20 protein-coding genes are annotated in these 25,005 nt (G+C 38.7%); 14 read left to right on the top strand and 6 right to left on the bottom strand.

What is annotated here, in order from left to right:
• Positions 1 to 40 precede the first annotated feature (40 nt).
• The 5 genes from AC6I5C_RS07115 to AC6I5C_RS07135 are packed head-to-tail and all read left to right on the top strand — an operon-like array spanning position 41 to position 6,765.
• A complete protein-coding gene (locus AC6I5C_RS07115) occupies positions 41 to 1,717 on the top strand; it encodes a ribulokinase (RefSeq protein WP_497904567.1) in 1,677 nt (558 codons plus the stop codon).
• The gene (locus tag AC6I5C_RS07120) at positions 1,717 to 2,418 is read left to right on the top strand and encodes an L-ribulose-5-phosphate 4-epimerase (protein WP_076664085.1); all 702 of its coding nucleotides are present in this window, start codon (positions 1,717 to 1,719) and stop codon (positions 2,416 to 2,418) included. The genes AC6I5C_RS07115 and AC6I5C_RS07120 overlap by 1 nt, the downstream gene beginning before the upstream one ends.
• A 15-nt stretch (positions 2,419 to 2,433) precedes the next feature.
• Entirely contained in the window at positions 2,434 to 3,924 is a 1,491-nt protein-coding gene (araA, locus tag AC6I5C_RS07125; protein ID WP_497904568.1) for an L-arabinose isomerase, read from the top strand.
• A gap of 33 nt (positions 3,925 to 3,957) precedes the next feature.
• A complete protein-coding gene (locus AC6I5C_RS07130) occupies positions 3,958 to 5,136 on the top strand; it encodes an aldose epimerase family protein (RefSeq protein WP_497904569.1) in 1,179 nt (392 codons plus the stop codon).
• 9 nt (positions 5,137 to 5,145) lie between these two features.
• Positions 5,146 to 6,765, top strand: coding sequence for a sodium:solute symporter (locus AC6I5C_RS07135; protein ID WP_053975825.1), 1,620 nt, complete (start codon positions 5,146 to 5,148; stop codon positions 6,763 to 6,765).
• Between the two features lie 63 nt (positions 6,766 to 6,828).
• Here the strand turns inward: AC6I5C_RS07135 and AC6I5C_RS07140 are convergent, their stop codons facing one another.
• On the bottom strand, positions 6,829 to 8,745 hold the full coding sequence (locus AC6I5C_RS07140; protein ID WP_497904570.1) for a glycoside hydrolase family 97 protein: 1,917 nt from the start codon (positions 8,743 to 8,745) through the stop codon (positions 6,829 to 6,831).
• A 201-nt stretch (positions 8,746 to 8,946) separates the two neighbouring features.
• On the opposite strand from AC6I5C_RS07140, the gene AC6I5C_RS07145 reads away from it, so the two are divergent.
• From AC6I5C_RS07145 to AC6I5C_RS07185, 9 genes are all read left to right on the top strand, one after another.
• A complete protein-coding gene (locus AC6I5C_RS07145; RefSeq protein WP_053975823.1) occupies positions 8,947 to 9,480 on the top strand; it encodes a lipid-binding SYLF domain-containing protein in 534 nt (177 codons plus the stop codon).
• A 135-nt stretch (positions 9,481 to 9,615) separates the two neighbouring features.
• On the top strand, positions 9,616 to 10,860 hold the full coding sequence (locus AC6I5C_RS07150) for a PAS domain-containing sensor histidine kinase (protein ID WP_497904571.1): 1,245 nt from the start codon (positions 9,616 to 9,618) through the stop codon (positions 10,858 to 10,860).
• The gene (locus AC6I5C_RS07155; RefSeq protein WP_053975821.1) at positions 10,857 to 11,912 is read left to right on the top strand and encodes a response regulator; all 1,056 of its coding nucleotides are present in this window, start codon (positions 10,857 to 10,859) and stop codon (positions 11,910 to 11,912) included. The genes AC6I5C_RS07150 and AC6I5C_RS07155 overlap by 4 nt, the downstream gene beginning before the upstream one ends.
• A gap of 82 nt (positions 11,913 to 11,994) precedes the next feature.
• Positions 11,995 to 12,834 carry a universal stress protein gene (locus tag AC6I5C_RS07160; protein ID WP_497904572.1) on the top strand — a complete coding sequence of 280 codons (840 nt, stop codon included), beginning with the start codon at positions 11,995 to 11,997 and terminating at the stop codon, positions 12,832 to 12,834.
• 118 nt (positions 12,835 to 12,952) lie between these two features.
• Entirely contained in the window at positions 12,953 to 14,314 is a 1,362-nt protein-coding gene (gene hemN / locus AC6I5C_RS07165; protein ID WP_497904573.1) for an oxygen-independent coproporphyrinogen III oxidase, read from the top strand.
• A 201-nt stretch (positions 14,315 to 14,515) separates the two neighbouring features.
• A complete protein-coding gene (locus AC6I5C_RS07170; protein ID WP_497904574.1) occupies positions 14,516 to 15,100 on the top strand; it encodes a YceI family protein in 585 nt (194 codons plus the stop codon).
• Positions 15,101 to 15,138: 38 nt separating this feature from the next.
• A complete protein-coding gene (locus AC6I5C_RS07175; RefSeq protein ID WP_497904575.1) occupies positions 15,139 to 16,419 on the top strand; it encodes a hypothetical protein in 1,281 nt (426 codons plus the stop codon).
• 459 nt (positions 16,420 to 16,878) lie between these two features.
• Positions 16,879 to 18,972, top strand: a complete 2,094-nt coding sequence (gene pta / locus AC6I5C_RS07180; RefSeq protein ID WP_497904576.1) for a phosphate acetyltransferase — start codon at positions 16,879 to 16,881, stop codon at positions 18,970 to 18,972.
• An 18-nt stretch (positions 18,973 to 18,990) separates the two neighbouring features.
• A complete protein-coding gene (locus AC6I5C_RS07185) occupies positions 18,991 to 20,175 on the top strand; it encodes an acetate/propionate family kinase (RefSeq protein ID WP_497904577.1) in 1,185 nt (394 codons plus the stop codon).
• Positions 20,176 to 20,215: 40 nt separating this feature from the next.
• Here the strand turns inward: AC6I5C_RS07185 and AC6I5C_RS07190 are convergent, their stop codons facing one another.
• The 5 genes from AC6I5C_RS07190 to AC6I5C_RS07210 all read right to left on the bottom strand — a co-directional run bounded on the left by AC6I5C_RS07190 (position 20,216) and on the right by AC6I5C_RS07210 (position 24,804).
• Positions 20,216 to 22,633 (bottom strand): protein-disulfide reductase DsbD family protein, encoded by a 2,418-nt coding sequence (locus tag AC6I5C_RS07190; protein ID WP_497904578.1) that lies wholly within the window; start codon positions 22,631 to 22,633, stop codon positions 20,216 to 20,218.
• A 191-nt stretch (positions 22,634 to 22,824) separates the two neighbouring features.
• Positions 22,825 to 23,229 (bottom strand): rhodanese-like domain-containing protein, encoded by a 405-nt coding sequence (locus AC6I5C_RS07195; protein WP_497904579.1) that lies wholly within the window; start codon positions 23,227 to 23,229, stop codon positions 22,825 to 22,827.
• A 10-nt stretch (positions 23,230 to 23,239) separates the two neighbouring features.
• Complete coding sequence (locus AC6I5C_RS07200; protein ID WP_497904580.1) at positions 23,240 to 23,557, bottom strand: rhodanese-like domain-containing protein; 318 nt, start codon at positions 23,555 to 23,557, stop codon at positions 23,240 to 23,242.
• A gap of 105 nt (positions 23,558 to 23,662) precedes the next feature.
• Positions 23,663 to 24,274, bottom strand: coding sequence for a thioredoxin family protein (locus AC6I5C_RS07205; RefSeq protein ID WP_497904581.1), 612 nt, complete (start codon positions 24,272 to 24,274; stop codon positions 23,663 to 23,665).
• Positions 24,275 to 24,279: 5 nt separating this feature from the next.
• Positions 24,280 to 24,804, bottom strand: coding sequence for a redoxin domain-containing protein (locus AC6I5C_RS07210; protein ID WP_497904582.1), 525 nt, complete (start codon positions 24,802 to 24,804; stop codon positions 24,280 to 24,282).
• Positions 24,805 to 25,005 lie beyond the last annotated feature (201 nt).

Genomic DNA, 25,005 nt, shown 5'->3' on the forward strand with positions numbered 1-25,005 from the left:
TAAAGCGTATCTTTGTATACAAACAACTAAACAAGTTAAGATGAAAACATATGTTATAGGATTAGATTATGGATCGGATTCTGTTCGTGCGGTCTTGATTGATACACAAAACGGAGCCGAATTGGCTTCGGAAGTGTTTTGGTATCCACGATGGAAGGAACAAAAATATTGTAATGCGGGAATTAACCAATTTAGGCAACATCCTTTAGATCATATTGAAGGACTTGAACATACCATTACCTCAGTAATGCAGCAAAGTGACGTGAAACCAGAGGCGGTAGTGGGAATTTGTATTGATACTACTGGGTCCTCACCAATGCCATTAACAGTAGATGGGACACCATTGGCTTTTGTGGATGGGTTCACAGAAAATCCAAACGCCATGATGGTACTTTGGAAAGACCATACTTCGGTTGCTGAAGCGAATGAAATCAACGAATTGGCCAGAACTTGGGGAGGTGAAGACTATACCAAATTTGAAGGAGGAATTTACTCTTCTGAATGGTTCTGGGCAAAAATATTACATATTGCCAGAGAGGATAAGGCCGTAAAAGAGCAGGCTTACACTTGGATGGAGCACTGCGATTATATCACTTACTTACTGGCCGATAACAAAGATTTAAATACGTTTAAAAGAAGCCGTTGTGCTGCAGGACATAAAGCCATGTGGCATGAGAGTTGGGGAGGATTGCCTGCTAAGGAATTCTTAGGGCAATTGGATCCATATTTAGCCGATTTAAAAGATAATTTATATACAGAAACTTTTACGTCCGATGATATTGCTGGTCACCTTAATGAAGAGTGGGCCGCTAAATTAGGTCTGTCAACAAAAACGGTAATTGCTGTGGGTACTTTCGATGCACACTCTGGTGCGGTGGGAGCTAAGGTTGACAATAATGCGTTGGTACGTGTTATGGGAACCTCTACTTGTGATATCATGGTATCACCTCGTGAAGTGATTGGGGATAACTGTGTAAAAGGAATTTGTGGGCAGGTAGATGGATCTGTGATTCCTGGAATGATTGGTTTGGAAGCAGGTCAGTCTGCTTTTGGGGATGTTTTGGCTTGGTTTAAAGATGTGTTGTCTTGGCCAATCGAAAACCTTGTGTTGACTTCTAAAGTATTGACAGACGAGCAAAAGAAGGCTTTAAGTGAAGAAGTTGAAGCTAAGTTCATTCGTACTTTGGCAGAACAAGCAGAGAGAATTCCAATTTCAGAAGCCATTCCAATTGCATTGGATTGGGTAAACGGAAGAAGAACGCCAGATGCCAACCAAGAGTTGAAAAGTGCCATCTCTGGAATTTCCTTGGGAACAAAAGCGCCTCATATCTTCAAGGCTTTGGTGAATTCTATTTGTTTTGGTTCCAAAATGATTGTGGATCGTTTTGAAAGTGAAGGCGTGAAAATAGAATCTGTTATCGGAATTGGAGGTGTGGCAAGAAAGTCGCCTTTCATCATGCAAACTTTGGCCAATGTATTAAACATGCCTATTAAAGTGGCGGAATCAGACCAAGCACCAGCTTTGGGGGCTGCCATTTATGCCGCTGTAGCAGCAGGTTTGTATCCAAACGTAATTGAAGCCAGCAAAGTCATGGGAAGTGACTTTGAAGCAGAATATTTCCCGCAAACAGAACAAGTGAAGGTGTATGCCAATTATATGGAGGCCTACAAAACATTGGCAACCTTTGTTGAAACTAACATTAAATCCAAAAAGTAATGAGTTCTAAGTACAAATCTTTAAAAGAAGAATGTTACGAGGCAAACATGCAATTGAATGCCTTGAACCTTGTAGTGTACACTTTCGGAAATGTAAGTGCTGTAGACAGAGCCAATGGCGTATTTGCCATTAAGCCAAGTGGCGTGCCTTATGAAATTTTGAAGCCTGAAGATATCGTGATCTTGGATTACGACAACAATATTGTGGAAGGAACTATGAGACCGTCTTCCGATACCAAAACGCATTCCTTCTTGTATAAAAATTGGGATGACATCGGAGGGATTGCCCACACGCATGCTACGTATTCGGTATCATGGGCACAGGCGCAAAGAGACATTCCTATTTTTGGAACCACCCACGCCGATCATTTAACAGCCGATATTCCTTGTGCACCACCTATGAGCGACGACCTTATTGAAGGGAATTATGAGCACAACACGGGGATTCAAATTTTGAACTGTTTCAAGGATAAAAACATTTCGCATCAAGAAGTGGAAATGGTGCTAATTGGAAACCATGGCCCATTTACTTGGGGTAAAGATGCTGCTAAGGCAGTATATAACAGTAAGGTGCTGGAAGTGGTGGCAGAAATGGCCTATTTAACACTTCAAATCAACCCAAGTGCACCAAGATTAAAAGATTCATTAATAAAAAAACATTACGAGCGTAAGCACGGTAAAAATGCCTATTACGGTCAATAATTAATACACACGATTATGATTGATATATCACAAAAGGAAGTTTGGTTCATTACAGGAAGCCAACATCTATACGGTCCAGAAACATTGGAGCAAGTGGCCAAAAACTCTTCGGAAATTGTTGAAGCTTTGAACGCATCTCAGCAAATTCCTGTAAAAGTTGTTTTTAAGCCAACGGTAAAGACTACCGAAGAAATTTATGAAACCTTAACCGCAGCTAATCAAGAGGCGAACTGTATCGGAATCATTACTTGGATGCACACGTTTTCACCTGCTAAAATGTGGATTCGTGGGTTAACGGCCCTTCAAAAACCTTTGTGTCACTTACATACGCAATTCAACAGAGACATTCCTTGGGATTCCATCGATATGGACTTTATGAACTTGAACCAAGCGGCCCACGGTGACCGTGAGTTTGGATTTATAGTAAGCAGATTGCGTAAAAATAGAAAAGTAGTTGTTGGACACTGGTCTCAAGAATCTGTTCAAAAGAAAATTGGAGATTGGACTCGTGTAGCTGCGGGATGGGACGATTGGCAAGGTGCTAAGTTTGCTCGTTTTGGAGACAACATGCGTTTTGTGGCCGTAACCGATGGCGATAAAGTAGAAGCGGAAACCAAATTTGGTTTTTCAGTGAACACTTATGCTGTTGGAGATTTGGTAGAAGTTATCAATGGAGTGTCTGATGAGGCTATTGCGGAGTTGGTTAAGGAGTATGAAAGTTCTTATAACATGGTTGATTCCTTGTTGGAAGGTGGAGAGTTCAGACAGTCTTTAATTGAAGCAGCTCGCATTGAATTAGGACTTGAGAAGTTCCTGGTTGATGGTGGGTTTAAAGGCTTCACCGATACGTTTGAAGATTTACACGGAATGGTACAATTGCCAGGTATTGCTGTACAACGTTTGATGCAAAAGGGATATTCCTTCGCAGGAGAAGGTGACTGGAAAACGGCTGCTCTGGTACGTGCTATGAAGGTTATGGGAGCTGGATTGGAAGGTGGAAATGCCTTTATGGAAGACTACACTTACCACCTAGATCCTAAAGAACCTAGAATTTTAGGATCCCACATGTTGGAAGTAGATCCGGTTTTGGCGGCTTCAAGACCTTCTTGTGAAGTACACCCATTGGGAATTGGAGGAAAAGCAGACCCTGTACGTTTGGTATTTAATGGTAGAGCAGGAGATTCTTTAGTTGCTGGTTTAATGGATTTTGGAAACCGTTTCAGATTGTTGATCAACAAAACAGTTGGTGAAGAAGTAAAAGAAGCCTTGCCTAAATTGCCGGTAGCAAGAATTATGTGGAAACCATTACCAGATTTCGAAACTGCATGTACTGCTTGGATTTTAGGGGGTGGAGCGCACCATACTTGTTATAGTGAAAATGTATCGGTTGAGCAATTGGAAGATTTTGCCGAAATTGCGGGCATAGAATCTTTGGTGATTGATGAACATACAACCATCAGGGATTTTAAAAATACCATACATACCAATGAGGCCTACTATAGATAATAGTAGGTTAGGACTAACTAAAATTAATTAAACATGAAGATTCTAAAACGTTCCTTGTTTTATGCACTAATGTTGGTGTTAACCTTGAGCAATATTCAGTGTAAAAATGAAAAAAAGGAAGAATCAGAAACAACAATTCCAGTGAAAGAGAAATTAACAATTGATAAGGAAATATTTGGCACGATGCCAGATGGTCAAGAGGTAGAGAAATTCACCTTGAAGAACCATAACGGGGTAGAAATGCAGGTAATAACTTATGGTGGAAGGATTACTTCCCTTAAAGTACCTAATAAGCAAGGAGCGTTTGAGAATGTCATACTTGGGTTTGATAAGTTAGAGGATTACTTGACAGATAACCCATTCTTTGGTGCGTTGATTGGGCGTTACGGAAACCGAATTGCCAAAGGAAAATTCACTTTAGAAGGAGACGAATATACATTGGCAACCAACGATGGCCCTAATCATTTGCACGGTGGTGTGGACGGTTTTGACCGCGTAGTTTGGAAAGCCGAAGCTATCGAAGGCGAAGAGGATTCAACCTTAAGATTGAATTATTTGAGCAAGAATGGAGAAGAAGGTTATCCAGGAGATTTGAATGTGACCGTAACGTATGTGTTGACCAATGACAATGAGTTGAAGGTTTCATATAAGGCCACTACCAATAAAACTACGGTGGTGAATTTAACCCAGCACAGTTACTTTAACCTGTCGGGAGATTTTTCAAAATCTATTTTAGATCATGAAGTAGTATTGGATGCCGATGCATTTTTACCGGTAGATGCTACCTTGATCCCAACAGGAGAAATCAGAAATGTGGAAGGAACACCTTTCGATTTCAGAACTGCGAAAACAATTGGAAAGGATATTGAAGCAGATAATGAGCAATTGACTTTAGGAAAAGGTTACGATCATTGTTGGATATTGAACGGAGAAGCTGGAAGCTTGAGAAAAGTAGGTTCTGCTTTTGATGCTACTAGTGGACGTTTTATGGAAGTGTTTACCGATGAGCCTGGAATGCAATTCTACACCGGGAACTTTTTGGATGGCACGTTGCCAATGCCCAATGGAGGTACTTATGGACCTAGAACCGGATTTTGTTTAGAAACACAACATTACCCAGATTCTCCTAATCAACCAGAGTTTCCTTCTACGGTTTTACAACCAAAAGAAACGTACACAACGACGACCATTTATAAATTTTCAACTAAATAATAAGAGCAAATGAAGACTTTAGATACTTTAGATTGGATATTTATTGGGGTATATTTTTTGGTGTTGGTAGGAATTGCCGTTTGGATCATCAGAAAAAAACAAAATAATACAGAAGACTATTTCCTTGCAGGAAGAAATGTGGGATGGTTTGTGGTTGGAGCCTCTATTTTTGCCTCCAATATCGGGTCAGAACACGTTGTAGGATTGGCGGGAGCCGGAGCAGGAAATAAATTACCAATGCTTATTTACGAGATTCAGGCCTGGGTGGTATTGATTCTCGGTTGGGTATTCTTACCCTTTTATGCCAGAAGTGGTGTGTTTACAATGCCTGAGTTCTTGGAAAAACGTTTCGATTCACGTTCACGTTGGATCTTATCCATTTTCTCTATTGCAGCTTATGTACTTACCAAAATTTCGGTAACCATTTACGCAGGAGGTGTGGTAGTATCAGCCTTATTGGGAATTGATTTCTGGACTGGAGCCTTGGCTACAGTAATCTTAACAGGATTGTATACGGTTGTAGGAGGAATGCGCGCAGTAGTATATACTGAAACCCTACAAGCAATTGTATTGGTAGTAGGTGCTGCAGCATTGACCTTTATTGGTTTGGACCACGTAGGTGGTTGGGAGAGTATGGCCGAAACGGTTTCTCCTGAGTACTTGAACATGTGGAGACCAGCTACAGATCCTGATTTCCCATGGCCAACCTTGTTCATTACAAGTACCATTGTGGGGATTTGGTATTGGTGTACCGACCAATATATCGTTCAAAGAACCTTGACTGCTAAAAACATTAAGGAAGGTAGAAGAGGAACTATTTTTGGAGCTTTGTTGAAGTTGCTTCCTGTATTCTTATTCTTGGTTCCAGGGATTATTGCCTTGGCATTAAAAATGAGAGGAGAATTACATTGGGATACTCCAGATCAGGCCTTCCCTGTATTGATGAGTAACTTGTTGCCTTCTGGTTTAAGAGGATTGGTTGCAGCGGGACTTTTGGCAGCATTGATGAGTTCATTGGCATCGGTGTTCAACTCTTGTTCTACCTTATTTACGGTTGATATCTATAAGAAATTAAGACCGAATACACCTGAAAAGAAATTGGTGCAAACAGGACAGATTGCAACGGTATTTATCGTAATCATCGGAATTATTTGGATTCCTATTATGGCCAATATTTCTGGAGTATTGTATGAATATTTACAAAGTGTACAGTCCTATATTGCGCCTCCAATTACAGCGGTATTCTTATTGGGAATCTTCTCAAAGAGAATCAACGGAACGGGAGCTTATGTTACTTTAGTTGTAGGATTGATAGTCGCAGCCATTAGAATTGTATTGGAATTGGTAAAAGGTTCACTGGATCCAAACGGAGTATTGTTCTTCTTGGGAGACATGAACTTCTTGACCTTTGGTGCATGGTTCTTCTTATTCTGTGTATTATTGATCATTACAGTAAGTTTCTTGAGCAAAGCACCGTCAGAAGAAAAAGTGGCCAACCTTACGTTTTCTACAATTTCTGAAGAAGAAAAAGCCAACAACAAAAGCAGTTATAGCTGGGTAGATATCTTTATTTCTATCGTAGTTATTATTATTGTTATTGGGGTGATGGTATTCTTTAATGGAAAATAAAACATAAAGTGTTATACGAAAAAAGCGGGCCAAGGCCCGCTTTTTTTATAGGTGATGATGAGGTTAAAACTTCATTACAAATCCACCATAAGGCTGTACTTCTACAGTTTTTACAGTAGCTGCATTTACGGGTTCCAATACAAATTTATCATCTTCATCAGCAATCATGGTTCCGTTACCTTCTCCAATAAAAGAAAGGTCCATTTCTAAAGTTTTGGCTTTGTCTTCTCCGTTGATACCTACTACATACCAATTTCCGTTGTACTTTCTTGCCATTACGACATCTTTCCCTGGGAATCCAGACACAAATTTACTGCTGTCCCAATTTACTGGAATATCCTTTAGGAAGTCTACGATATAGTCTGGTTGCTTTTTCATGCCTTCTGGAATTTCTGCCATATGTTGCACCCCTGATGTAAATAGAATAGGCAATGCCAATTCAAAAGTGTTGGTGGTCTTTCTGTTGATGTTGGTAATGGAATCCAATACCATTGGGGTAAAGTCCATTGGGTCAAACACATTTCTAGTAAAAGGTAACATGGTACAGTGGTTAGGCTGTAAATCGGCGTTTTTTTGGTCGAAGGTTACAAATTCTTCCCCCATTATGGATTCCATGGTCATCAAGTGAGGGTAGGTACGTTGCCAACCTCTAGGCAAGGTACAACCGTGGAAGTTCACTAAAAGCTTATGTTCAGCTGCATCTTTAAGGATGTCATGGTAATAGGCAATCATGGATTGCCCATCACCTCCAAAGAAATCAATCTTAACACCAGAAACTCCTAAATCCACTAACTTTTGAAATTCAGCTGCACGGTTATCATGAGTAAGTAGTTTACTTTTTGGAGTATAAGGCGTCTCATTCCAATCTCCTGATGAGTTATACCAAACCAATATTTTAACACCTTTAGAATTGGCATATTCGGCTAATTCCTTGATCTTTTCGTTGCCTATTTTTTGGTCCCAATTCACATCGATAAGGCAGTAAGGCCAATTCATGGAAGCAGAATAATCGATGAACTTTTTGGTAGTGTCGTAAGTAATAAAATCATCTTTCAACAAAACCCAACTCCAAGAGGCAAGACCTCCTTTTATAAACGATGTGTCCATATCCATAGCAGGCTTGGCAAGATCGGTTCCCAAAGTACTTTCGGTAACCGTAGCAAGATCGCCAATGGCAAGGATGCGCCAAGGAGTTTCCCAAGGTAATTTGGATTCTGGGTTAAGGGCACCGCCTGGGAAGAACTCTTCTTTTTGAGGAAATACCACTTGCAGCGACTTTTTATCGTCCTTATACTGTAAATGGGTACCACAATAATTAGGTTCCAAAGCAGTTTCTGAAATCAGCACCCAAGTGTCATTGGTATTGAAAAGTGCCGGGTATACCCAACCTTCACCAATCTCCGATTTGGTGTTGATAGCTACATTTTGATAGTAGTGTTCTTCGTAGGAAGGATTGGTGCTGCTCCAGCCAGTTTTAGCTTTGGACATAGGTTGTACCCAAGCTTTGGCTGACGTTGGGAAGTTGTAAGTAGTCAGTTCTTCCGTGATTTTTTTGATGTCTTCAGAAGTGTTTGGGAATACATATTTAAAGGCAATCCCGTCATCTGAAAGGTTGAAGACAATTTGCATAGGTTGTCCATTTTCGTTTTCAAGGTCAACGGTGTATTGGTTGGCCTCATAAGTCATATGTTTTTGCTTGCCGTGAAGCATGCTATACTTATCCGAAACTTTTGTTGCTTCGGAAATGCCCTTTAAAGTCATGTTGTTGAAAAAGTTGGCATCCTCGCGCACAAGCCCCAAACTTGAAGAGTCAATCACCAATTCGGTCTTGTCATACACTAGGTAGTAAGGCTGTTTGTGGGCATTTAGGCCAACTTCAACGGATATGGTGTTTGAGGGGTTGGACAGTAGTTTTTGCGTTTCCTTTTTGGAACAGGAAACACTTATAATTGCAATAAGTAGTAGGGTTAATTTTTTCATTTTAAATGTTAATTAGACACTTTAAAAGTACTAAATATCTATGGTTTTTACTGTCGATTTTAGGCTAGAAAGGACCTGGTTTTTGCAACTGTTTGTAACAGAGAAGGTTTGTTAAAAATAAAATGCTGTCAATTTCAAAAAGTCATTGGTTTTTGGTAAATTAACTCTCTGTTAATTAACTGTTTAAACCGTAAAAAGACTATGAGACATTTTAAAAAATTAATGGTTTTCCTTTTGGTAGGGAATCTGGCGTTGACACTGTCCGCACAATCAAGTAAAGATCAAAAAATAATCGAGGAAGCCGATAAGGCGGTTGCAACTTTATTGGAAGTGAACCCAGGATTACGGGAGTACTTCGATAAATCTGCTGGCTGTGTAGTGTTTCCCAATGTAGGGAAAGGTGGACTTATTATTGGCGGGGCTTCAGGTAATGGTGTATTGTATGAATATGGCCATAAAAAGGGAATGGCAAGCGTGAAGGAAATCAGTGTGGGGGCCCAAATTGGAGGTCAGGCCTTAATAGAGGTAATCTTTTTTGAAACCAAGGAAGAAGTTGATAAGTTTAAGGAAAGTAAATTTGAATTTGACGCAGGTATTTCGGCAACAGCTTTAACAGAAGGAAAAAGTTTGGATATGAAATACAAGGATGGTGTGGCAGTGTTTACTCATACTAAGGGAGGTTTGATGGCCGAAGTGTCTGTTGGAGGTCAGAAATTTAAATACAAATCATTCTAAAAAAGATGTATTCAAGATGTTATAAAGGGCCTTTTAAAAAGGTCTTTTTTTGTGGGGTATTTTGGGCAAGTTAATTGGAATATTGCTAGCTTCTTCAAAACTCTTTTGTACATTAGTTGCTTGTAACGTCTTGCCATGCTAAAAAGAGAAAACGATGTCTTTCAGCTCCTTTTTGAATCTGTTTCCGAAGGGGTAGTTGTTGTAAACCAGAATCATACTATTATTGCGACCAATACTTCTGCAGAGAGAATGTTTGGCTATGAACATGATGAACTCTTGGAGCAACCCTTATCTATTCTTCTCCCGAAAGCTAATCAACACGGTCATGAGAAAAAAGTAAGCATATTTATTGCTGAAGACAGGTCTCGACAAATGGGGAAGGGTATGGATCTGTTCGCATTGAGAAAGGACGGAAAGCTCTTTCCTGTGGAAATTGGTTTGAACATTATAGAACTTCATGGCGAAAAGATTGTCATGGCCATCATTAGTGATATTTCCATTAGAAAGCAGCACGAGAAGGAGATTCTGGATTTGAATGCCGAGTTGGAGCAAAAAGTAGCCAAGAGAACACAGGACTTAAGTGATTCCGTAGAGGAGCTTCAACTGCTGAACTTGGAATTAAGAAAGGAAAATGAAAAGCGCTTGGAAGCCGAAAGAAAGGTGAAAAAGGCCCTTAAAAAGGAAAAGGAACTCAACGATTTAAAGACCAAATTCCTCTCCTTGGTGTCCCATGAGTTTAAAACGCCGCTAAGTGGTATTTTAACCTCTACCATGCTGTTGAGCAAATATAAACTGGAGGAGCAGCAGGAAAAACGTGATAAGCAAATAGGTAACATCACCAATAAAGTACATTACCTTAATAACATTCTTACAGACTTCCTTTCCATAGAAAAATTGGAAACAGGGAATATCAGCTATCAGGTAAGCACTTTTAAGTTGAGTAAAGTGGTGAACGAAGTGGTGTATGACTGTAATATGCTATTAAAAGAAGGTCAGAACATCATCTATCCAGAAGATATTGATGATATCAGTCTTACCCAAGATGAAAAAATTGTAGAATTGGGATTATCCAATTTAGTACGTAATGCCATCAAATATTCTCCAGAAAATTCTACCATAAAAATCGTGATCAAGCAGAAGAAGGACGATACCATTTTTAAGGTGATTGATGAAGGTATGGGGATTCCTAAAAAAGATCAGAAAAACATATTCAAACGTTACTTTAGGGCAGAAAATGTATTGCTGGTGGAAGGTACCGGAATTGGACTGAATATTGTGAAAAGTCACTTGAAAAATTTAGGCGGGAACCTTACCTTTGACAGCAAAGAAAATCAGGGGACAACCTTTATCATGTCGATCCCAAATAAAATTGAAATATGAAGAAAATACTGTTGATTGAAGATGATACCATGCTTAGGGAAAATACCGCCGAATTATTAGAACTTTCAGGCTATACGGTAAATACGGCTCCTAATGGTAAACAGGCAATTGAACATATAAAAGAGGATCTCCCAAACATCGTGATATGCGATATTATGATGCCCGAGCTTGATGGTTATGGGGTGTTGGAGGCCTTATCCAAAGATGAAGCAACAAAGTATATTCCCTTCATATTTCTTTCTGCAAAAACCGAGCGTAAAGACGTTAGGAAGGGGATGGAATTGGGTGCCGATGATTACATCCCAAAACCTTTTCAGGAAGACGAACTTATCAATGCCATAGAAAGTAGGTTGGCCAAGTCTGAAATTTTAAAAGACCAACGTGCTACCAATGATGTTGCTGTGGAAGAAGCAGATGTAGATGAATTGGAAACTCTAAACGACCTTAAAAACTTTTTTGATGATAATGGTGAAGTACTTTGTTTTCAAAAAGGGGATACCATTTACGAGGAAGGCCAGAATTCCAACTTCATTTATTTAATCACGAAAGGATCTGTAAAAAGCCATAAACTGGATGAGTTAGGGAAAGACCTTACCACAGCGCTTTACAATGAAGATGACCTGTTTGGTTACGCTTCCTTTTCGCAAGACAGACCCTATCAGGAAACTGCTACGGCCATTGTAGATACCCAAGTGGCTTGTATTTCAAAGAAAACCCTCAAGGAGTTGTTGGATCACAACCACAAAATAGCATTGGAATTAATGCAATTGCTTACCAACGATATTTTGGGGATCAAGGACCAATTGTTGCAAATGGCCTATAGTTCCGTAAACAAAAAAACGGCTACTACCATTATTAAATTTGCCGAAAAATTGAATCACGATACCAATAAGGCCATTACAATTTCAAGGAGTGATTTAGCCAGTGTGGCGGGAATTGCACCTGAAACTTTAATAAGAACACTTTCCAATTTTAAGAAACAAGGCATTATAGAAATCAAAGGTAAAAACATCCGAATCCTAGATTTAGAGAGGCTTCAGGACATGCATTAGCATTTGTTTCCTTTGAGGGTATGATTTAAATCATATTTTTAGTTTCACTTTCAAATTACTTTTGTGTAAGAAAGTGTGAACAATGAAAAATATACTATTACCAACAGATTTTTCAGAAAATTCATTGAACTCTATAAGATACGCCCTTAAGTTTTATGAAGGGGAAACTTGTGAGTTCTTTTTGCTGCATATAATTGTGTTGAAAAATGGTATGTCCAATTTGTCGGCAGCAGAACTTTCTGCCCATCAGGAAAAGGTACTAGCAAAATTGGAGCAGCTGCGTCAAACTTTGGAACAAGAGTTGCCGCAAGGGCATCACTTCACATTGCACATTTTGACAGACTATAACTTTTTTGTGGAATCCATCCGCAATCAGGTGAAAAATCTAAAAATAGATGTCATCGTTATTGGTACCAAAGGCGCCAATGAATTTAAAAATGGGGGTATAGGAACCCATACCCACGAAATCATTACCAAGGTGAAATGCAATGCTTTGGTAGTACCTGAACATGCTAAGTTTAAAGATTGTAAGGAAATCGTTTTCCCAACGGATTTTTCCATGATTTATAACGATGATACCTTAAAGTCTATAGGTGCTATTTTAAAGCGCTTTGACACTAATTTTAGGGTATTGCACGTATGTAAAAAGGACAGTGAGCTCTTCCCTGATCAAATAAAAAACAAAACCTACTTAGAGGCTTTTTTGAGATATTTTCATCATAGTTTCAATTTCTTCAATGATAAAAAATTGGAGGCGGCCATACAGTCTTTTGTAGAGGATCAGGGTGTGGATTTGATTGCTTTGGTAGCAAAAAATCTAAACTATATGCAACGCTTGTTGTTTCAGCCAAGTGTTAAGAAACTAACCTATTTAACGAATATTCCATTTTTGGTGTTCCATGAACACCGACCAACCAAATAGCTTTTTTTATTGCATGAAAACCAATTGTCTCCTTTTGGAGATGGTTGGTTTTTAAACTGATATATGTCATATGCAAATGATGGCATACATTTTATTTTTGGCAAAAATTATATTGTAAATGAATTGTAACCTAGTCAATAAATATAACGTTCCAGGACCACGATACACCAGTTATCCAACGGTGCCATTTTGGGATGTGGATTCCTTTTCTTTGGAACAGTGGAAAACATCCTTAAAAACTTCATTTGTTGAAAGTAAGGAAGAGGGCATTAGTCTTTACATTCACCTGCCTTATTGCGAAAGTTTATGCACTTTCTGTGGTTGCAATAAACGTATTACGAAACGTCATGATGTTGAGAAACCTTATATAGATTATGTACTGCGCGAATGGGCCCTGTATTGTGAAATTTTGCCTGAAAGACCATGTATTAAGGAATTGCATTTAGGAGGGGGGACCCCTACTTTTTTTTCGCCAGAGCATTTGCAGCTACTTATCCAAGGTATTCTGGAGAATGTTGATTTGGCAGAAGGTTATGAATTCAGTTTTGAAGGTCATCCTAACAATACTACGGAAGCACATTTACAGACCTTGTATGATTTAGGATTCCGAAGAGTGAGTTTTGGAGTTCAGGACTATAATGAAAAGGTGCAAAAGGCCATCCATCGTGTGCAACCTTTTGAAAATGTAAAGAGAGTCACCGAATTGGCTAGAGCTATTGGGTATACTTCGGTTGGACATGACATTATTTTTGGACTGCCCTTCCAGGAGATGGAACATATTGAAACTACCATAGCTTATACCAAAGCTTTAAAGCCAGATCGCATTGCGTTTTATGGCTATGCCCACACACCGTGGATTAAAGGGAATGGTCAACGTGGATTTAATGAAGAAGATTTGCCTTCGGCAGAAAGTAGACGGCAACAATACGAAAACGGAAAAGCCTTGTTGGAGCAGGTAGGTTATATGGAGATTGGTATGGACCACTTTGCGCTGCCTACAGATTCTATGTATACAGCTATGAAAACTGACCAGTTGCATAGAAACTTTATGGGCTATACGGCTTCAAAAACCCAAATGATGATTGGTTTGGGAGTTTCGGCTATTGGAGATAGTTGGTATGCCTTTGCCCAAAATGCCAAAGATATCGAGACCTACAAACAGTTGATAGATGAGGGGTTGATTCCTGTGTTTAGGGGTCACATATTAAATGAGGAAGATTTAATCATTAGAAAACATATTTTAGGATTGATGTGCCAATTCAAAACGTCTTGGGAAAATGAGGGAACATATTTTGAGAGTTTGCCAGAAGTAGTTTCGCAACTTCATGAAATGGAACTGGACGGTCTTATTGAAATAGGGGATCACGCTATTAGGATTACAGAAAAAGGAGTGCCTTTCGTAAGGAATGTATGTATGGCTTTTGATGTCAAACTCCAAAAAAAGAGCTCTGGAAAACCTATATTTTCCATGACTATTTAAATGAAAATCGCCTTTGGGCGATTTTTTTATTTCTTCCTTTTTAATTCAAAAGAATTTTCCATTCTTGCAGACCCTTGTAGTAAAAATTTTACACACCTTAAATGATTTATTGTCAGTGTTTTATGTCGGTGTATGATTATCGTCATATTTTAATTCTTACATGGGTTGCATCTTTGTACCATAATTAAAAACAAAACGGATATGAAAACGCTTAACAAAATGAACATCGCTCTTAGTGTATTGGCACTTCTGTTCATTTCGTCTACGGCCTCTTTTGCACAACAGTTCAAGTTGAACAACCAAAGTTCTACTTTGGTGGTGAAAGGAACCTCAAGCTTGCACGATTGGGAGGAGACTGCAGAAACTCAAAAAGGGAGTTTGGACATTGCAACAACAGATGGCCTTACAATCAATAGTCTTAAAATTGAAATCGAGGCAGAAAGCTTGAAGAGTGGAAAGTCTGCCATGGACAAGAACACTTATAAAGCCTTAAACACTGGAAAATATAAGTACATCACTTTTGAGCTTTTAAACACAAAAAGTGTTCAGGATCTAGGAAATGGAAAATATAAAGTGGCCGCCGAAGGAAACTTGACCATTTCAGGAGCCACCAAAAAAGTGACCTTGGATTTCGAGCTTACTGTAAAAGGAAATCAAGCAACGCTTAAAGGAAGTAAGGATATTAAAATGACCGACTTTAAAGTTGAGCCTCCAACAGCAATGTTTGGTGCAGTGACCACTGGAGATGCGCTTACCATAGAATTTAATACCATCATGATAAACTAAATAAAAACAACAAAATCTAACGCAAAAAATTTTAAAACATGAAATCAATTTTTACAAATTCAGTAGTGGCAGTAATGTTAATCGGAGGACTTAACGGTTTTGCCCAAAAAAATAATAGAAGTTTAGACAATTATAGAGAACCAGATAAAAACGGGGTTAACGTATTCGAAGATGTAAAGGATACTATTTCAACTTTCGATGGTCTTAGAGTAAGAGTAGGTGGGTCTTTCGCCTTACAATTCCAAGGTTTGGATCATGAAACTTCAGGAATAGATGCAGAAGGAAACCCATTAGCTTTGGATGAATTGGGAAGCAACTTTAACCTAGCGACAGCAAACTTAGATTTAGACGTGGCACTTGCAGATGGGGTACGTATGCACTTAAGAACTTACTTGAGTTCTAGACACCACCCGGAACCATATGTAAAAGGTGGATATTTCCAAATTGACAAATTAGACTTCATCAAAGAAGGACTTTTGGAAGACCTAATGAAACACACCACTGTTAGAATTGGGCACATGGAAAACAACTACGGTGATGCTCACTTTAGAAGAAGTGATAACGCTCAAGCTATCTACAACCCATTTGTTGGAAACTTGATCATGGATGCCTTCACTACAGAAGTAGGTGCTGAACTTTACTATACTCACAGTGGATTCCTTGGAATGGTAGGTTTCTCTAATGGTAAATTGAACCAGTCTACAGTGAAAAACGATGCTAACGGAGCTTCTTTCTTAGCAAAAGTAGGATATGACAGCCAAGTTACAGACGATTTGAGATTACGTTTAACAGGATCTCTTTACAACACAGGTAGCGTTGCAAGTTCTTACCTATACAGTGCAGACCGTACAGGATCTAGATACTACCACGTAATGCAAGCAGAAGGAGCTGATGACAACTTCAGATCTGGACGTTACAATCCAAACTTTGGTAACAAAGTAACAGCTTTCATGATCAACCCATTCGTGAAATATGGAGGATTGGAGTTCTTTGGAACTATTGAAATTGCTAACGGTAGACGTAATTCTGAAGCTGAAAGAAGAAGTGCTAACCAATACGCTGGAGAGTTAATCTACAGATTTGGACGCAACGAAAACTTCTACGTAGGTGGTCGTTACAACATGGTAAGTGCTGAAGAAAGAACTGGAGAGGATGTAGATATTTCAAGATTCAACTTAGCAGCAGGTTGGTTCATGACAAACAACATTCTTGTAAAAGCTGAGTACGTAAACCAAACTTATGATGGGTACGCAGTAGACAACATCTTACACGATGGTCAATTCGATGGACTAATGATGGAAGCCGTAATTAGCTTCTAAATTATAAAAGAGCTGCTTAATATGTTGTATTAAGTTAGTGTTGATTGATGGATAAGGCCTCATTTAAAATACTAAATGGGGCCTTTGTTTTTAATCAATTTAAAAAGAGCCAACAATCTTTTAAATTTAATTGTAGTGTCACCCATCTTTGGGTTTTGGATTGGAAAATAATCCTTAAATTCGTGGTTAACTATTTTTATTACAGGTGTTTAAGGAGGATTTTGAGTCAGGTGGGCTCAATTTAGCCAGAGTATTCAATAGAATGGGAGGTAATAAAGTAGTTCATGTAAATTCGCACCCCAATTACCAAAAACAGCTACAAAGCCAAATTGCACTAAAAGATATTGGTAAATAACACGAAATCTTTTACGATATTGATCTTAAAGATTTCAATTCATAAAAATAACAAGGAATCTCAGTTATGCGATTCTTTAAATTACTAACCAAAAGTAAACAACCATGAACAAAGGACTTTATATTGCAACCTTGGAGACCAATAGTGGTAAGTCAATCGTGTCCTTGGGACTAATGCAGGCGCTTTTAGGAAAAACTCCCAAAGTAGCATATTTCAGACCCATTATAAGTAATCAGGAGGAGGGTGTTAAGGACAACCATATAGATACAATTCTTACATATTTTAATTTAGACATCCCTTATGAAGATGCCTATGCTCTAACCCGTCAAGAGATCATTCAGAACCGAAATGCTGGGAAAATAGGCGAGTCCTTGGATATCATTATCAAGAAGTACAAGGAGCTCGAAGACCAATATGATTTTGTGTTGGTAGAAGGTAGCGATTTTGTTGGGGAAGGCAGTGTGTTTGAATTTGACTGGAATGTCAATATTGCTAAAAACCTGGGTTTACCTACCGTAATTGTGAGCAGTGGGGTAGGGAAAACTTTAGAGAAGTTTATTGGCAGCTTAGAAATGGCCTATAAAACGTTTAAAAGTCAAGATGTAGAAATTTTGGCATTGATAGCCAATAAAATACAACCGGAAAATACCAAGTTACTTCAAAAGTCTATCAAGTCATTTATTCCGGAAGAAGTGGAGGTACTTACCATCCCGTTGGTGGATACTTTGGCATTTCCAACCTTAACCGAAATTACAGATGCCTTGGAAGGAAAAGTGTTGTTTGGAGCAGAGCATATGGGCAACCAATCGGGGAATTTTGCCGTTGGAGCTATGCAGCTTCGCAATTTCCTGACACATATTAAAGAGGGAAGTTTGCTGATTATGCCAGGAGACCGTGCCGATTTGATTTTGGGATCCTTACAGGCCCATTTGTCGAGCAACTACCCAAATATTTCTGGAATCGTCCTTACAGGAGGTTTGATGCCAGAAGAGCCTATTTTAAAATTGATCGATGGACTTTCCAATGTGGTGCCTATCGTGTCTGTTAACAAAGGTACTTTTGAGGTGACCCAAAGAATAGGTAGTATTAAATCTAATATTTATGCCAAAAGCAAGGAGAAAATACTAACCTCGATAGCTACATTCCATAAATATGTTGTTTTAGGTGATATTTTCGAGAAATTGACGGCTTTCGAAACCAAGGTGATGACGCCTCGAATGTTTCAGTATAAATTGATTCAAAAGGCTAGAAAAGAGAAAAAATGCATTGTACTTCCAGAGGCGACAGATTCACGTATCCTTACGGCAGCGGCTAGGCTCTCATTGTTGGATTTGGTAGACTTGGTATTGTTGGGTAATAAGAAGGAAATCAAAACCAAGATCGATGAATTGGGATTGAACATGGATGCTTCCAAAATCCAGATTATTGAGCCAGCCAAATATGAAAAGTTTGAGGATTATGTAGAAACCTTCTACGAATTGCGCAAACACAAAAATGTAAACATGGACATGGCTAGAGATATGATGTGTGATCTATCCTATTTTGGAACCATGATGATCTATAAAGGTGATGCCGATGGAATGGTTTCAGGAGCAATCCATACTACACAGCATACTATTCGTCCAGCACTTCAGTTTATAAAAACCAAACCGGGTTGTTCTATTGTATCGTCCATATTCTTTATGTGTTTGGATGATAGAGTATCCATTTTTGGGGACTGTGCCATCAATCCAAACCCAAATGCCGAACAATTGGCCGAAATAGCCATTTCTTCAGCGAGAAGTAGTGAGGCCTTTGGTATCGAGCCCAAAGTAGCCATGTTATCCTATTCCTCTGGGTCTTCCGGTAAAGGTGAAGATGTGGAGATCGTAAGAGAAGCGACCCAAATTGTAAAACAACAGTGCCCAGATTTAAAGGTGGAGGGACCAATTCAATATGATGCGGCTGTAGACCCTGTGGTTGGAAAAAGCAAAATGCCAGATTCAGAAGTGGCAGGACAAGCCACAGTATTGATTTTCCCAGATTTGAATACTGGAAACAATACCTATAAAGCGGTTCAGCGTGAAACTGGAGCTTTGGCCATCGGACCAATGTTGCAGGGACTTAACAAACCAGTAAATGATTTGAGTAGAGGTTGTACCATAGATGATGTGTTCAACACCGTGATATTAACAGCCATTCAGGCACAGGGCCTATAATTTTATTAGATTATTTGTATGAAAACACTTGTAATAAATTCAGGAAGTTCTTCTATTAAATTCCAATTGATTGAAATGCCTTCAGAAACAGTCGTTGCCTCCGGCTTGGTGGAACGTATTGGTTTGGATGTGGGGGCAATTGTTTATAAAAAAGGCAGTGAAGGGATTACGTTAAATATTCCCGTGGCGGACCATGCCTTTGGTTTGTCTGAAGTAGCCAAACTACTTATGGACCCTAAAAAGGGCGTGATTTCAAATGTAGATGAAATTGATATTGTAGGGCACCGTATTGTTCATGGAGGAAAGGATTTTTCAGATACCATAGAAATTGATGAGAAGGTGAAACACAAAATCAAAAGTCTGTTCTCTTTGGCACCTTTGCACAATCCTCCAAACTATGAAGGAGTACTTGTGGCAGAACGTATTTTTCCAAATGCCAAACAAGTAGCGGTATTTGATACGGCGTTTCACCAGTCATTGCCTAAAAAAGTATACAAGTATGCTATTGAAAACAAGTATTTGGATCAAGGAATTCGTGTGTATGGTTTTCATGGAATTTCACATAAATACGTATCGGAGCAGGCTGTTGAGTTTTTAGGAAATCCAAGCGCTAAGATCATCACTATCCATTTAGGAAATGGCTGTAGTATGACAGCAATTCATGAAGGTAAAAGTTTGGATCATACGTTAGGGTTTGGACCTAACGAGGGCTTGATTATGGGAACCAGAAGTGGTTCCATAGATCAATCTGTTATTTTTTACTTGATGAATAAGTACGGTTATTCCAAAGAAGAAATGTCAGACATTTTATCCAAAAAGAGTGGGATGTTGGGCTTAACAGGATTCAGTGACTTACGTGAGATAGAAGCAGAAGCAGAGAAAGGAAATGAAGAATGCTTATTGGCTTTGGAAATGAACGCCTACCGCATTAAGAAGTTTATAGGCGCTTATGCTGCTGCACTGAATGGTTTGGATGCCATTGTATTTACAGCAGGAATTGGCGAGAACAGTGATGTGTTGAGAGGTTTGATATGTGAGGATATGGACTTTTTAGGAATTCAATTGAATACAGAATTGAATGCCATTAGGTCTAAGGATTCCAGAGATATCAGCACACCAGATTCTAAGGTGAGGGTTTTGGTAATCCCAACCAATGAAGAGCTGGAAATTGCCAAAGAGAGTTATGAGTTAGTTGCCGAGTAAAAGGCATAAAAAAACCTCCCGATCGGGAGGTTTTTTGTTATTATTCGGTTTTGAAATTGTTCAAACCATTTTCTAACCAAGTGTGATATTCTTCTGCGTCTGGAGTGTAACCAACAGGCGTGTTTAAATTGTCTCCGTTGTGATCCATCAACACATAGAATGGCTGTGTATTGGTTTTGTATTTAATGGTTTGGAATTCACTCCATTTTTGTCCAATATACTTTAATTGTTTTCCTGGTTTCAATTGCGATTCCATCACTTCACCTTCAGGAAGCGGACGCTTGTCATCTACATACAATGAAATTAGTACCACATCGTTTTTCAAGATGCTTAAGATGTTATCTTTTACCCAAACATTTTGTTCCATTTTACGACAATTTACACAGGCCCACCCTGTAAAGTCAAGCATTACCGGTTTGCCAACTTCTTTGGCATAAGCCAAGCCTTTGTCGTAATCGTTGAAGGCTAAAATTTGGTGAGGAGCCAATAAATGTGCGCCGTCAGGAAGATCTTCGTGGCTCACGGAAGCAGCGGCTCCGCCTCCTTTTGAATTTCCAACACCGTATGGAGACTCACTATAATCCAATGGAGGAGGGAAGGCACTGATTAAATTTAAAGGCGCTCCCCAAAGTCCAGGAATCATATAAATAGTGAACGACAATACTAAAAGTCCTAAACTCAATCTTCCTACAGAAATGTGGGAAATAGGCGAATCGTGCGGTAATTGAATTTTTCCGAACAGATAAAAAGCTAAAGCTCCAAAAATAGCAATCCAAATAGCGATAAATACTTCTCGTTCTAAGAAGTGTGTTTGTAATACCAAATCGGCATTGGATAAAAATTTGAATGCAAGAGCTAATTCTAAAAATCCTAGAACAACTTTAACCGTGTTTAACCATCCTCCAGATTTAGGCAAGGAGTTTAACCATCCTGGGAATGCTGCAAACAAGGCAAAAGGTAAGGCTATGGCCAAAGAGAATCCTAACATTCCAACAATTGGTCCTACTTGACTTCCTCCAGCTGCAGCTTGTACCAATAAGGTTCCAACAATTGGTCCCGTACAAGAAAAGGACACGATAGCTAAGGCTAGAGCCATAAAAAAGATACCGATCATCCCGCCTCTATCGGCTTGTGAATCTACTTTATTGGCCCATGAGTTAGGAAGCAATATTTCGAAAGCTCCCAAAAAGGAGGCCGCAAAAACCAACAATAAGATAAAAAATATGAGGTTGAACCATACGTTTGTAGATAGGGCATTCAGAGCATCGGCTCCAAATATTAAACTTACCAAAATCCCTAAAAGCACATAGATTACGATAATTGAAACACCATAAATAACAGCATTTCTGATTCCTGCAGCTTTACTTTTACTTTGTTTTGTAAAAAAGCTTACGGTCATAGGAATCATTGGGAATACGCAAGGAGTGAGCAAGGCGGCAAAACCAGAAAGGAAGGCTACAAAGAAAATTCCCAGAAGGCCTTTTTCATCTTCGGTTGATGTTTCACTAATCTCTGTAGAGTTGTCAACTGAAGCGGCTGCACTTTTCGATAAGTCGAAATTTAAGTCTACATAAGTAGGGGCAGTACACTGTGTGTTATTGCAGGACATAAACTCTACTTCCGCAGTTACGGTTTTTAAAGTGTTGTCCAATACTTTGATGCGTTGTCTAAATTCAGTAGTGTTTTCAAAGAATTTAATTTCCATGTTGAAAACAGGATCGTTTACGGTATGGCCATCTTCTTCTACGGTATTGCCTACAACTTGATAAGCAGCATCTTCATTGTATACAAATGTTGTTGCTATAGGGCCATCATTAGGTACCTTTTGAGAGTATAGGTGCCACCCATTATCAATGGAGGCTTTGGATACTAAGTTGTATTCGGTGTCAGAAACTTTTTCAACAGCAGTTGTCCATTTTACGGGTTCAATGATGTTGGAGTTTGCTGCGGCATTGTCTTCTGTTTTGTTAAAGATTGCTCCTTCTTCGACTGCTGCCGCTACACTTTTTGTAAGGTCGAAAGTTAAATCAACAAAGTTAGGAGGTAGACAGCGTTCGTCGTCACAAACCATGAATTCCACTTCGCCTTTAACCAAAGACAATTCGGCATTTAATACTTTAATGCGTTGTCTAAATTCGGCATGGTCTTCAAAAAACTTGATTTCCATAAGGAATACAGGATCATCTACAACATGTCCTTCTTCTTCAAGGGTTTCTTTTATTAGTTCAAAATCGGTGGTTTTGTTATAAGAAAATGTGGTGGCTATAGGGCCGTTTTCCGGAACATTTTGTGAGTAAAGGTGCCATCCCTTATCAATGGTGGCTTTGGAAATTAAATAATACTCGTTTTCGGAAATTTTTTCAACAGAGGTTGACCATTTTACAGGCTCAAGAACTTGAGCATTGGTAGCGGTAATGGACAGTATTAAAAAAAATAAGCTTGCTAAAAATTTGTTCATTAGGTAACATAATTTTAAAAAATCTGCAAAACAGTTAGTGTTTTACAGATAATTGTCAGGTTGTCGGCAAATTTAAAAGAACTTATCTTATAAACCCATAAACGATTCTTAAAATTCACTTTAAAAAAGGACTAAATGACAACAAAAAAGCCGAACATTGAAGTTCGGCTTTTTTGTTGTTTTAAAGTATTTTATGATTTTGTGTCAATATCGAGTCCGTCGTGTTTCCATTTGGAAAATCCACCGTCCAAATCGTAGATTTTTACAAATCCAGCTTCCTTAAGTTTTTCGGAGCATTCAGCGCTTCTCTTGCCTGTTCGGCAATAGAGAATCACAGGTTTGCTTTTGTCCAATTTGGAAATGTCCTCATCAAAAGTAGGGGAGTTGAAATCTATATTTTGTGATTCGGGGATGTACCCTTCATTATGTTCTTCTGAAGAACGTACATCGATGAGCTGAACATCTTCTAACTCCAAAAGCGTTTGCATTTCATCTGGTGTCACCAAGTTGATTTCACCATCGCCTTTGGAATCCAATCCACAACTTGTGGAAAGAACCATCAAGGCCAAACTTAAGATGATTAGAAAATGTTTCATAAATATTGTTTTAGAGGGACGTTACGTCTCCAGTCCATTCGCTGAAACCTCCCAATAAATTGTTGGTTTTTTCAAAACCCAATTGGTTCATAATGGCACAAGCTTGACCGCTTCTGTTTCCTGACCTGCAGTACACATAATAGGTTTTACTTTTGTCCAAGTTTTCTAGTTCATAGATGAATCCTTGTCCTTTGTAGATGTCTATATGTATTGCATTAGGGATAATGCCTTCTTCGTCAACTTCGTCTTGGGTTCTAACGTCCAATACCACAGCGTTATTGTCTTGGGATAGCTGTTCAGCCCATTCTTCTTGTGTTAAATCTGCCATTCTTTTGTATTTTTAGAACTACAAAATTAACTTTTCTTTACCATATAGACGAAAAAAAATCCGAAGTGTTACACTCCGGATTCTTATTTTTAAGGATGTTAGGTCTTAAATCTTGATAGAGCACCCAATGGCTTTTGTGTGTGGTTCCTTGATGTCTTTACCTTGTAAAAGGGCGTCAACGGCATTCTCTACATATTTGGTGTTAACAGCAGAAGCATCTTGGTAGTTATCATCAATAGCTCCAATATATTTAACTTGGTTTCCTTTATCGGTTTTTTGAAGCACATATACATGAGGTGTTTTTGTCGCTCCATATTGAGGAAAAATCTCTTGGTTTTTATCTATCAAATAAGGGAACGTAAAGCCTTTTTCTTGAGCTCTTACTTTCATGGCTTCCAGGTTATCTCCTGGTTTTATGTCGGTGTTGTTTGGCATGATGGCAATAACGGGATATCCTTTTTGAGCGTATTTTTTATTCAAATCGTTGATGCGGTCTTCATAGGCAACTGCATACGGGCAAGTGTTACATGTAAAGACCACGATGAATCCTTTAGCATTTTTGTAATCGGACAAGGAAATCATTCTTCCATCAGTATTTTCCAGTTTAAAATCTGTAGCCATGTCTCCCACGCTATACCCAGGTTCTGTTGTAACAGAAGTGAAGGCCGAAAGAGTTAAAATGGCAACAAAGGCAAATAAAAGTTTCATTGTTTTCATAATAATTAGTTTAAAAAGTGTTGAAGTTCGGTTTCTAGTTCGTTATAATCAAATGATTTTTCAAAAAACTTTCGATCCTTGGCGTTGAAGATTAGGGTAGCAGGCAAAGCACCAGTCCAATTGTCGCTTACTTTTGGGATCCAAGAGTTAGAATCTGGGTCATTTAAGGCAACGACCTTAGATTGCAATTGATTCTTTTCTATAAAAGGAATCAATTTTGATTCATATTGATTCGGGAAATCAAGGCTTATTAAAATAACTTCCACATTCTTGTCTTTAAAGTTAGTTCCCAATTGTTCAAAATAGGGAAGCTCTTTTACACAAGGGGCACACCAAGTAGCCCAAAAATTCACTACATAGGTTTTATCGTCATTGGAAGTAAGGTAAGGTTGAATACCATCAAAATTATGCACTTCTAAAGCATACTGCTGTTTTTCAACTATGTTGTTTTCGGCAATCGGTTCCTTGGATTTGTTGTTTTGACAAGAGAATATTCCAAGTAGGGCAATAAAAACTAAAATCTTTTTCATTAGCTAAAGTTATAAAGTGTATCTGTAGGAATTAATTTTTTAACATAAAATTAAGGACAAGAAAAGGAAGGCTGATGAGGTGTTTTCTTTCTGAAAATTATTTTTAGAGAAAAAATTTGAAAAACAGGAGAACATTTATATCTTTGAAACTCAATAAACAAACAATGCAAACAATTTTAAATAATACATGGTGGTGGAGTT

Source organism: Mangrovimonas sp. sgz306409 (genome assembly GCF_059735265.1).

What these genes read in the sequence shown, in the direction of transcription:
- AC6I5C_RS07115 (WP_497904567.1), top strand. Translation starts at nt 41, where the DNA reads ATGAAAACATATGTTATAGGATTAGATTATGGATCGGATTCTGTTCGT.
- AC6I5C_RS07120 (WP_076664085.1), top strand. Translation starts at nt 1,717, where the DNA reads ATGAGTTCTAAGTACAAATCTTTAAAAGAAGAATGTTACGAGGCAAAC.
- araA (WP_497904568.1), top strand. Translation starts at nt 2,434, where the DNA reads ATGATTGATATATCACAAAAGGAAGTTTGGTTCATTACAGGAAGCCAA.
- AC6I5C_RS07130 (WP_497904569.1), top strand. Translation starts at nt 3,958, where the DNA reads ATGAAGATTCTAAAACGTTCCTTGTTTTATGCACTAATGTTGGTGTTA.
- AC6I5C_RS07135 (WP_053975825.1), top strand. Translation starts at nt 5,146, where the DNA reads ATGAAGACTTTAGATACTTTAGATTGGATATTTATTGGGGTATATTTT.
- AC6I5C_RS07140 (WP_497904570.1), bottom strand. Translation starts at nt 8,745, where the DNA reads ATGAAAAAATTAACCCTACTACTTATTGCAATTATAAGTGTTTCCTGT.
- AC6I5C_RS07145 (WP_053975823.1), top strand. Translation starts at nt 8,947, where the DNA reads ATGAGACATTTTAAAAAATTAATGGTTTTCCTTTTGGTAGGGAATCTG.
- AC6I5C_RS07150 (WP_497904571.1), top strand. Translation starts at nt 9,616, where the DNA reads ATGCTAAAAAGAGAAAACGATGTCTTTCAGCTCCTTTTTGAATCTGTT.
- AC6I5C_RS07155 (WP_053975821.1), top strand. Translation starts at nt 10,857, where the DNA reads ATGAAGAAAATACTGTTGATTGAAGATGATACCATGCTTAGGGAAAAT.
- AC6I5C_RS07160 (WP_497904572.1), top strand. Translation starts at nt 11,995, where the DNA reads ATGAAAAATATACTATTACCAACAGATTTTTCAGAAAATTCATTGAAC.
- hemN (WP_497904573.1), top strand. Translation starts at nt 12,953, where the DNA reads ATGAATTGTAACCTAGTCAATAAATATAACGTTCCAGGACCACGATAC.
- AC6I5C_RS07170 (WP_497904574.1), top strand. Translation starts at nt 14,516, where the DNA reads ATGAAAACGCTTAACAAAATGAACATCGCTCTTAGTGTATTGGCACTT.
- AC6I5C_RS07175 (WP_497904575.1), top strand. Translation starts at nt 15,139, where the DNA reads ATGAAATCAATTTTTACAAATTCAGTAGTGGCAGTAATGTTAATCGGA.
- pta (WP_497904576.1), top strand. Translation starts at nt 16,879, where the DNA reads ATGAACAAAGGACTTTATATTGCAACCTTGGAGACCAATAGTGGTAAG.
- AC6I5C_RS07185 (WP_497904577.1), top strand. Translation starts at nt 18,991, where the DNA reads ATGAAAACACTTGTAATAAATTCAGGAAGTTCTTCTATTAAATTCCAA.
- AC6I5C_RS07190 (WP_497904578.1), bottom strand. Translation starts at nt 22,633, where the DNA reads ATGAACAAATTTTTAGCAAGCTTATTTTTTTTAATACTGTCCATTACC.
- AC6I5C_RS07195 (WP_497904579.1), bottom strand. Translation starts at nt 23,229, where the DNA reads ATGAAACATTTTCTAATCATCTTAAGTTTGGCCTTGATGGTTCTTTCC.
- AC6I5C_RS07200 (WP_497904580.1), bottom strand. Translation starts at nt 23,557, where the DNA reads ATGGCAGATTTAACACAAGAAGAATGGGCTGAACAGCTATCCCAAGAC.
- AC6I5C_RS07205 (WP_497904581.1), bottom strand. Translation starts at nt 24,274, where the DNA reads ATGAAAACAATGAAACTTTTATTTGCCTTTGTTGCCATTTTAACTCTT.
- AC6I5C_RS07210 (WP_497904582.1), bottom strand. Translation starts at nt 24,804, where the DNA reads ATGAAAAAGATTTTAGTTTTTATTGCCCTACTTGGAATATTCTCTTGT.